At 64.3% G+C, this 8,789-nt stretch carries 10 protein-coding genes; 4 read left to right on the top strand and 6 right to left on the bottom strand.

Going from position 1 to position 8,789, the window contains the following annotated elements:
- Positions 1–1,251, top strand: a 1,251-nt coding sequence (locus H7225_RS10635; RefSeq protein WP_290661623.1) for an L-serine ammonia-lyase, incomplete at its 5' end; no start/stop codon positions are given.
- Between the two features lie 4 nt (positions 1,252–1,255).
- On the opposite strand, the gene H7225_RS10630 is transcribed toward H7225_RS10635, so the two are convergent.
- The 5 genes from H7225_RS10630 to H7225_RS10610 are packed head-to-tail and all read right to left on the bottom strand — an operon-like array spanning position 1,256 to position 5,918.
- Positions 1,256–1,852: a sugar transferase gene (locus H7225_RS10630; RefSeq protein WP_290661621.1), complete on the bottom strand. Its 597-nt coding sequence runs from the start codon at positions 1,850–1,852 to the stop codon at positions 1,256–1,258.
- Positions 1,849–3,018 carry a DegT/DnrJ/EryC1/StrS family aminotransferase gene (locus H7225_RS10625; protein WP_290661619.1) on the bottom strand — a complete coding sequence of 390 codons (1,170 nt, stop codon included), beginning with the start codon at positions 3,016–3,018 and terminating at the stop codon, positions 1,849–1,851. The genes H7225_RS10630 and H7225_RS10625 overlap by 4 nt, the downstream gene beginning before the upstream one ends.
- A gap of 35 nt (positions 3,019–3,053) precedes the next feature.
- On the bottom strand, positions 3,054–4,148 hold the full coding sequence (locus H7225_RS10620; protein ID WP_290661625.1) for a glycosyltransferase family 2 protein: 1,095 nt from the start codon (positions 4,146–4,148) through the stop codon (positions 3,054–3,056).
- A 10-nt stretch (positions 4,149–4,158) separates the two neighbouring features.
- The gene (locus H7225_RS10615) at positions 4,159–5,289 is read right to left on the bottom strand and encodes a glycosyltransferase family 4 protein (protein ID WP_290661617.1); all 1,131 of its coding nucleotides are present in this window, start codon (positions 5,287–5,289) and stop codon (positions 4,159–4,161) included.
- A complete protein-coding gene (locus H7225_RS10610) occupies positions 5,286–5,918 on the bottom strand; it encodes an acyltransferase (protein WP_290661615.1) in 633 nt (210 codons plus the stop codon). The genes H7225_RS10615 and H7225_RS10610 overlap by 4 nt, the downstream gene beginning before the upstream one ends.
- Before the next feature lie 226 nt (positions 5,919–6,144).
- Between H7225_RS10610 and nadS the strand changes: the two genes are divergently transcribed.
- The 3 genes from nadS (at position 6,145) to H7225_RS10595 (ending at position 7,366) form a co-directional block, all read left to right on the top strand.
- The gene (gene nadS / locus H7225_RS10605; RefSeq protein ID WP_290661613.1) at positions 6,145–6,435 is read left to right on the top strand and encodes a NadS family protein; all 291 of its coding nucleotides are present in this window, start codon (positions 6,145–6,147) and stop codon (positions 6,433–6,435) included.
- 146 nt (positions 6,436–6,581) lie between these two features.
- Positions 6,582–6,869 (top strand): DUF1778 domain-containing protein, encoded by a 288-nt coding sequence (locus H7225_RS10600; RefSeq protein WP_290661611.1) that lies wholly within the window; start codon positions 6,582–6,584, stop codon positions 6,867–6,869.
- The gene (locus H7225_RS10595) at positions 6,866–7,366 is read left to right on the top strand and encodes a GNAT family N-acetyltransferase (RefSeq protein WP_290661609.1); all 501 of its coding nucleotides are present in this window, start codon (positions 6,866–6,868) and stop codon (positions 7,364–7,366) included. The genes H7225_RS10600 and H7225_RS10595 overlap by 4 nt, the downstream gene beginning before the upstream one ends.
- A gap of 29 nt (positions 7,367–7,395) precedes the next feature.
- Here H7225_RS10595 and H7225_RS10590 read toward each other — a convergent pair.
- The coding region (locus H7225_RS10590; RefSeq protein WP_290661607.1) for a calcium-binding protein at positions 7,396–8,789 on the bottom strand (1,394 nt) is incomplete at its 5' end.

The raw sequence follows: 8,789 nt of genomic DNA, 5'->3' as shown, positions 1-8,789 counted from the left end.
GAATTGTTCGGTTCGCTGGGTGCCACGGGCCAAGGGCACGGCTCGGACAAGGCCGTGCTGCTGGGCCTGATGGGGCATGAACCCGACACGGTGGACGTGGACGCCATCCCCGGCTGGCTGGCCGAGGTGCAAAAAACGCAGACCTTTTCCGTGCTCGGGCAACAAGCCGTGATGTTCGACGCCAAACATGACCTGGTGTTCAACAAGCGACAAAGCCTGCCTTTCCACCCCAATGGCCTGCGCTTTTCCGCCTTCGATGCCGAGGGGAAGTTGCTGCGCGCTCGCGAGTACTACTCGGTGGGCGGCGGTTTCGTGGTCAGTGAAGCGGTGGCGGCCGATGGCAGCCAACACAAACGCATTGCGCCCGACACCAGCGTGTTGCCCCACCCTTTTCACAGCGGCGACGACCTGCTCCGGCTGACCCGCGAACTGGACTGCAGCATGGCCGAGCTGATGCGCCGCAACGAACGGCATTGGCGCAGCGATGCCGAAACCAGCGAGGGCCTCATGCGCCTGTGGTCCGTGATGCAGGCCTGCGTGGAGCGGGGCTGCCACACCCCGGGGATCTTGCCCGGCGGCTTCAAGGTGGCGCGCCGCGCGCCGGCCTTGTTCGCCACCTTGTCAGCGCCACACCAAGGCCCTGTGACCGATGATCTCCTCGTGGTGATGGACTGGGTCAACCTGTATGCCCTGGCCGTGAACGAAGAGAACGCGGCGGGCGGACGTGTGGTGACCGCGCCCACCAACGGCGCCGCCGGCATCGTGCCCGCCGTGCTGCACTATTACAGGCGCTTCGTGCCGGGTGCCAGCGACCAAGGCGTGAAGGACTTTCTGCTCACCGCCGCTGCCATCGGCATGCTCTACAAAGAGAACGCGTCGATCTCGGGTGCCGAAGTGGGCTGTCAGGGCGAAGTGGGCGTGGCTTGCTCAATGGCGGCGGCGGGCCTGTGTGCGGTGATGGGCGGCACGCCCGAACAGGTCGAGAACGCCGCCGAGATCGGCATGGAGCACCACCTGGGATTGACGTGCGACCCGGTCGGCGGGCTGGTTCAGATCCCCTGCATCGAGCGCAACGCCATCGCCTCAGTCAAGGCCATCAACGCGGCGCGGCTGGCCATGCATGGCAATGGCTCACACCGGGTCAGCCTGGACAAGGTGATCAAAACCATGCGCGACACCGGGGCCGACATGATGACAAAGTACAAAGAAACCGCGCGTGGTGGCCTGGCGGTCAACATCGTGGAATGCTGATCAATCAGCGCCGGGCGATGGCGGCGAGGGTGCGCGCGATCAAGCGGATGTCGGTCCACACCGAGGCCTGGTCCACGTAGCGCACGGCCAACTCCAGCTTGTGGGGCAGGATCTCGTGGATGTAGGCGTGTTCGGGATCTTGGGCACGCGCCAACACGCTGCTTTCATCGCGGTACTCGATGGAGGCGAGGTCGGTGATGCCGGGGCGCACGGACAGCACCTTGTCGCGCACTTCAGCGGGGTAGTGCGCCACGTAGCGCGGCACTTCGGGGCGCGGCCCGACCAGGCTCATGCGGCCCAGCCACACGTCAATCAGCTGTGGCAGTTCATCGAGCTTGCTGCCGCGAAGAAGCCCGCCGATGCGCGAGATGCGGCGATCGGCCCCCACGGTGATCTGCGGGCCGGCGCCTTGCGGATCGTGGCGCATGGTGCGGAATTTGTGGATGCGAAACGGTTGGCCAAAACGCCCCACCCGCTCTTGCCTGAAGAGCACCGGGCCAGGCGAATCCAGCTTGATGGCCAACGCCACCAGCAGCAGGGCCGGGCTCAGCAGGAGCAGGCCCAGCGAGGCCAACACCCAATCGAACAGGCGCTTGCTCACAGCACCCCAAAAGCCTTGCGCACCGAGGTGATCACGCGCTCGACATCGGCATCAAGCATCTTGGTGTACAGCGGCAGGCTGACCATGCGTTCATACGCGCGCTGGCTGTGCGGGAACTGCTCGGGCTTGAGGTCGTAGCGCTCGCGCCAGTAGGGGTGCAGGTGCAGCGGGATGTAGTGCACGCTCACGCCAATGCCATCGGCGAACAAGGCCTCGATCAGTTGATCGCGGTTGATCTGCGCCTCGTCAGACAAGCGCACAACGTAGAGGTGCCAGGCGTGCAGGTCGCCCGCGTTTTGAGGGCGTGGCGGCACGATCAAAGGCAGGTCGGCAAAGGCTTCGTCGTAGCGTTGGGCGATCTGCTCGCGGCGCACCTGAAAACCCCGCACGCGCTTCAACTGGTGCAGGCCCAGGGCGGCGGCGATGTCGGTCAGGTTGTACTTGAAGCCCGGCGCCACGATCTCGTAGTACCAGCTGGGCACTTTGGCCGTGAAGCGGTCAAAGGCATCGCGGCTGATGCCATGCAGGCGCATGACCTTGCAGCGGGCGGCGATCGCCTCGTTGCGCGTGACCAGCATCCCGCCCTCGCCGGTGGTGATGGTCTTGTTGGCGTAGAAGCTGAACACGGTCACGTCGCTTTGCAAGGTGCCGATCGTTTGCTGTTTGAAGCTGGTGGGCAGCGCGTGCGCGGCGTCCTCAACCACCTTCAGACCATGCTTGCGCGCAATCGCCATCACCGCGTCCATGTCGACCGACAAGCCGGCATAGTGCACCGGCATGATGGCTTTGGTCTTGGGCGTGATGGCAGCTTCGATCGCCTTGGGATCGATGTTGAGCGTGGCCGGGTCAATGTCGACCAGCACCACGTCGGCGCCCATGTAGCGCACCACTTCGGCGGTGGCGGTGAAGGTGTGCGTGGTGGTGATGACCTCGTCGCCCGGGCCGATGCCCAGGGCCTCCAGCGCCAGGTGCAGACCGGCCGTGGCCGAGTTCACCGCGATGGCCTGCAGGCTGTCGTCACCCAGAAACTGGACGAAGTCTTGTTCGAAACGGCGCGCCTTGGGGCCGGTGGTGACCCAGCCCGAGCGCAGAGTGTCGACCACTTCGGCGATTTCTTCTTCACCGATTTCGGGCAGGGCAAAAGGCAGAAAGTCAGCTTGACTCATGGGGTGTCCAATTCATCATCAACGTCGTCAAACGGTCAGCGGGTGAGGCGGCCAAAGGCGGGGTCGGGGCGGCCGCGTGCCAGGGCGTCGAACCAGCCCCGGATCGAGCCCAGACCGTAGCCAAAATGATAGGCGGCGATCACGCCCGGCAAATGGGGCAGCAGGTCCATGCCCTGCCGGCGGGCGATCAGCAGGCAGACAGCAGCGACCGCGCCCGCGTACAGCAGCACTTGCGCGGCGCACAAGGCCAGGACCACCCAGGCGGCACGCGCCACGGCGTGCTGATCGATCGCGCCAAGGTCAAGGCCCCAACTGGCCCACAGGGTCAGCACGAAGAGCAAGACCAGCAGCAGGTTCAACACGCCCACGAACACGCCGGGGATCAGGTGGCGCCAGGCCGCAGCCTGGCCGTGCTTCTTCATCACAAAGGGTTTCCAGTAGCCGTATTGGCGGTATTGGCGAAACACATCGGCCGTGCTGGCACGCGGAAAATAAGTCGAGCGGATGCGGGCCGATTGCCAGATGCGCCCGCCGCCCCGGTGGAGGCGCAGGTTGTGCTCGTCGTCCTGGTTGCGCACCAGGGTTTCGTCAAAGCCGCCAAAGCGCTCAAAGGTTTGGCGCGGCCACGAGCCCAGGTAGACGGTGTCGACCTCGCCCTCGTAGGCCAGGTCGCGCGACAAGGCCCCACCCGCCACCCAGCGTGACTGGAAGGCCGCCGCGATGGCCCGCTGCACCGTGCCCTGCGCGCCCGAGGCGCCTTCGGCCCGCCAGGGGCCACCCACATTGTCGGCGCCAGTGGCCTGCCAGGTGGCCAGGCATTGCGCGATGTAGTCGGGCGCGTAGACGGTGTGCACGTCCAGCCGCACGATGAACTCGCCACGCGCGCGCTCGATGCAGCGGTTCAGGCCGCAAGACACGATGCGGCCGGGGTTGTCCAGCATGATGAAACGCGGGTCGCTCAGGCACCAGGCGGCCAGGCGCTCGCGCGTGCCGTCTTCGCTTTGGCCATCGGCCACCAACACTTCCAAGGCCCAGCCTTCGGGCAAAGTCTGTGCAGCCACGCTGCGGCAAAACGCTTCGATGTGGTCGCGCTCATGGCGACACGGCACGATCACCGAGACGACGCGCATCGTCATCGCCTCAACGCGCCTTGTCGGCCACGTTGCGCTTGGCGCCTTTGGCCACCGGCGTCAACAGCTTTTCATACAGGCGCCACATCGCGTCCATCTGACCGCGCCGTGAGGCTTCACGTTCGATCAAATCGCGGTTGTGCGCGCCCATCTGGGCCAGGCGTTCGGGGTGGTCATAGGCGGCCAGCAAGGCCTGCGCCACGGCATCGACATCGCGCACCGGCACGATCCAACCACCGCGATCGCTCACCCACTGGCGGTTGGCCGGCAGGTCAGACGCGATGATGGGCAGGCCACACGCCATGGATTCGAGCACCGACACCGAGGTGGCGTCGCTGGTGGGCACCGACACCGACACGCGGCTGCGCTGGATGGCCTGCACCATGGCCTGGTCGCCCACGCGGCCATGAAAACGCACTTGCTGCAGCAGGCGCAAGGCGGCCACGCGTTCTTGCAGGCCCGCCTCCATCGGCCCACCGCCCAGCAGATGCAGCAAGGCGTGCGAGTGGGGGCGCAAGGTCAAGAAGCGCGCAAAAGCCTCGATGACCAAGTCAATGTTGTAGTTGCGCTCCCAGGATCGCAGGCTGACCACTTCAAAATCGGAAGCGGGCGTGGCCGGCGTGAACTTGTCGGTGTCGGCGCCCCACAAAATCTGGTGCACGGGCGCCGTGGGGTGGTAGTTGGCGATCTCTTCCACCATGTCCATGGAATCGGCCGTGATCAGGTCGGCGCGGCGCAGCGACCAACCCACCACCCAGCGCATCAAACGGCTTTGCTTGGGCGTGACCAGGATGTCCGATCCCCAGGCGGTGAGCACTTTGGGGCAACCCAAGCCGCAGGCCGCCGCCCACAGGCCATACGACGTGATGTAGTGGCCATGGGCCAAGTCGGGCTTGAAGCTTTTGCTCAACTCGCGCACCACGCGGCGCACCTCGGGCAGGGCCTTGAACCACGAGGCTTTGTCGGACCCAGGGCGAATGGCGATGACCTGGTGCGCGCCCGGTACCTCGCCTGGCTGGCGGGTGATCACGACGGCTTCGGCGCCCCGCTCAACCGCAGACGCCACCCAGCGGCGGGTGTGCACGCTGGACGCGTCGGCAAAAAACAGGATGCGCAAGGGTTTCTGTCGGGTTGGGCTCATGGGCGTTCTCTGCCCAGGGCGCGGCGCAGGTTGTCCTGGCCTGCCCATTGGGCGTAGATCGGCTGCAATTCAGGGTGCCTTTGCAGCAGCGCGCCATCCAGCTTGCGGCTGTCGCCAATCACCTCGGCTGGCCGGCCTGGCGCGCCGGCGCCCACGATGGCAAAGTCTGGCACCTCGCCCGAGACGAAGCAGTAGGCCTGCACGATCACGCCCTTGCCGATGCGCGCGCCCGGCGCGATGACGCTGTGCGGGCCAATGAAGCTGTAGGCCCCGATGCGCGTGGGCCGGCGCACATAGCCGACCGGATTGGGGTTGTTGACGTAGCGCCGCCCCATGATCCGCACCGATTTGTGGCTGGAATGGCTGAGGATGGAGACGTAATTGGTGACCTGGCAGCCCTCTTCGATCACCAGGCCGTTGGAGCCGTCAATGCGGTTGAAGTGGCCGATGAAGACGTGGTCGCCCAGCACCAGGCCTTTGGCTTCTTCAACGACGGCATGCGTGCTGACGCGGGTGTGGGGGCAATACACGCCATTGGCGTTGCGCCAACCGTAGACGATGCGCGGGCCGGTGAAGGCCGAAAGCCACCGCGCGGTGAAGCGCTTGAGGTGCTGGAGCAAAGGCATCATGGGGTGGCTGGTTAGCGCTGAGGGCGCGAGGATAACTGGATATTCTCGCTTGTTTCTCCAGCCGCTCAGTGGCGTTGGGTTGGTGGCCCCCTTAGTTCAGTGGCCTCACGTCAGTACCAATGGCCAAGCTGGTCTGTCCGCCAATGGCGGATAATATGGCAGGCATGGCATTCATCGACGATCACCAGATCGACATCTTGCGTGAACTGGTCAAGGAGCTATGAGCATGGACAAGACACTGTTTGAAGACCTGGTGAGCAGCCTACAAGAAGCCAAGGTCATCTCCAAGGGCAAGGCCCCGGCATCGCGCCGCGTTGAGCTCGTCGCCCCTGACGCCAAGGCCGTGCGTGAACAAATCGGGTTGTCTCAAAGCGAGTTTGCCCGCCTGATGCGCGTGAGCGTCAAGACCTTGCAGAACTGGGAGCAGCATCGGCGCAACCCCACAGGACCAGCCGCCGCACTGCTCAAGATCATGTCCACGGCACCAGACGTGGCCTTGAAGTCCCTGCACGCATAAGGCGGATATCGGCCAGCAAACCGCCCAGCGTTTGGCGCTGAATTTGTCGCTCGTGAATGGACGTGTCCGCTCCCTGGACTCGCGCATGGTCAGCACCAGGCATCAATACGGCAATTTGCCGTACACTCCACACAAGGAGATTCACCATGCGATCCAGCGCCCTGACCGCCCGACTCGAAGCCCGCATCAGCACCGACCTGCATGGCCTGCTCAAACGCGCCGCAGAGTTGCAAGGGCGCACCATGACCGACTTTGTGGTGGCGGCCGTTCAAGATGCCGCACAGCGCGCCGTTGAGCAAGCCGAAGTCATCCGCCTGTCGATGGCCGATCAACAGTGCTTTGCCAATGCGCTGCTGTCGCCCCCCAAGCCTCCACCAGCCTTGAAGCGGGCCATGGCCCGCCGCAGCAAGCTCCTGCGCACTGACGACGAATGAGCCGTGCGCCGTTTCGCCTGGTGCTGCTGGATGCCTCGCATGATCGCTCGACCTTCGACAGCGCCACGCCCGCGCTGGACCGCTACTTTCGGGAACAAGTCAGCCAGGACATGCGCCGCAGGGTCGCCACCTGCTTTGTGGCCTTGACCGACGATCAGCGCGTTGCCGGTTACTACACGCTGGCGTCAGCCAGCGTGCCTTTGACCGAGTTGCCACCCGAGGCCATCAAGAACCTGCCAAGGTATCGCGCCGTGCCCACAGTGCGCATGGGCCGCCTGGCCGTCGATCAAGCATTCAAAGGGCAAGGCCTGGGCGGTGCGCTGCTGGGCGATGCGCTCACACGGGCAGCACGATCGGAGATCGCGGCTTATGCCCTCGTGGTCGATGCCAAGCACGAGGCGGCCGCAGCGTTCTACCGTCATCACGGTTTCATCGCGCTGCCGGAGACACCATTGACGCTGTTTCTGCCGTTGGCCACGGTGCCGACCAAGGCATAGCGGCACCGCGCCTTTGCCCTTTTATGCCTTTACACCCAATTGGCGGCGACCACCGGGTTGAGTGCCGTCTGGTAGTTGGCGGGCAAGGTGGTCTGACCCGCTGCAGGTGGCGTGAACCCAGCCATGGCATTGACCAGGTTCTCCACCTTGCTCGACATCAAAGCCTTGCCATCCGACAGCTTCACACTCTCGACCTGGTTGGCCGCAGCCGTGTACCAGTTGTTGATGGTGAACTTGTCGGCGGTGCCAATGACCGACAACTCCAGGTTATTGCCGACATGGCGCAGCCACAACTGATCGGCGGTGATGCCGGCCAGCACGCTGAGTTGGTCGGTACCGCCAGCATCGGTCAAGGTGTCGGCGCCCTCGCCGCGACCCCAGATGTAGGTGTCGTTGGACGTGGTGGATGCTGATGTGAGCACATCAGCGCCCAAGCCGCCGCGGTAGGTGTCGTTGCCGCCGCCGCCTGTCAAGGCGTTGGCGCCGCTGTTGCCCGTCAATGCATTGCTGGCCGCATTCCCCGTGCCGTTGATGTTGCCTGCTCCTGTGAGGGTGAGGTTCTCAACACCCTGTGTGAACTGTTGAGCAATGGAGTAAGAAACACTGGATTTGACCTCATCCGCCGTGCCGTTGGCGGCCCCGGCAAACTCGTAGATCACATCATCGACCGAGTTGACGATGTAGGTGTCGTTGCCGGCATTGCCGAACATGCGGTCAGCCCCGGAAAGGCCGTCCAGGACATTGTTGCCGCTGTTGCCCACCAAGTAGTTGTTCAAGGCGTTGCCAGTGCCGTTGATGTGGGCGGTGCCCGACAGCGTCAAATCCTCAATGCCCTGGGTGGATGACTGGTCGATGGAATACGAGATGGTGGACTGGACATAGTCGGAGAGTCCGTTGGCGTCTCCGGCCAGTTCGACGATGACATCGCCTGCGGAATCCACGGTGTAGGTGTCATCGCCCGTGCCGCCGACCATGGAGTCGTTGCCAGAGCCGCCGCCGAGGAAGTCGCTTCCATCACCGCCATAGAGGGTGTCATCGCCCAGGCCACCGATCAGATTGTCGTCACCGGCATCGCCGAAGAGCCAGTCGTTGTCGGCGCCTCCGTCGAGGGAGTCGTCGCCCAGGCCGCCGAAGAGGAAGTCGTTGCCAGCCAGGGCGGTGATGGTGTCGTTGCCGTCCAAGCCATAGAGAGCGTCAACGGAAGCTGCGCCTGTCAGGATATTGAGGGAAGCTGTATCGGTTTGGGCTGTGGCTGTGACCAGCGTGACAATATCTGATTGAGCCCAGGTCAGATCAGTGAACTTGAACTGCTCCACGCTGTAGGACGTCATGCTGAAGAAGTCGTTGACGATGAGCTGGTCGGCGGTGCCGTACTTGATGCTCAGGTCAGCGCCAAGCCGGTTGATGGCCGTGACTTCGGTGG

Source organism: Aquabacterium sp. (genome assembly GCF_014378415.1).
In the GTDB taxonomy this organism is placed as follows: Bacteria; Pseudomonadota; Gammaproteobacteria; order Burkholderiales; family Burkholderiaceae_C; genus Aquabacterium.
The sequence above is the reverse complement of the archived record's forward strand: the minus strand, read 5'-3'. Positions and strand labels throughout refer to the sequence as shown.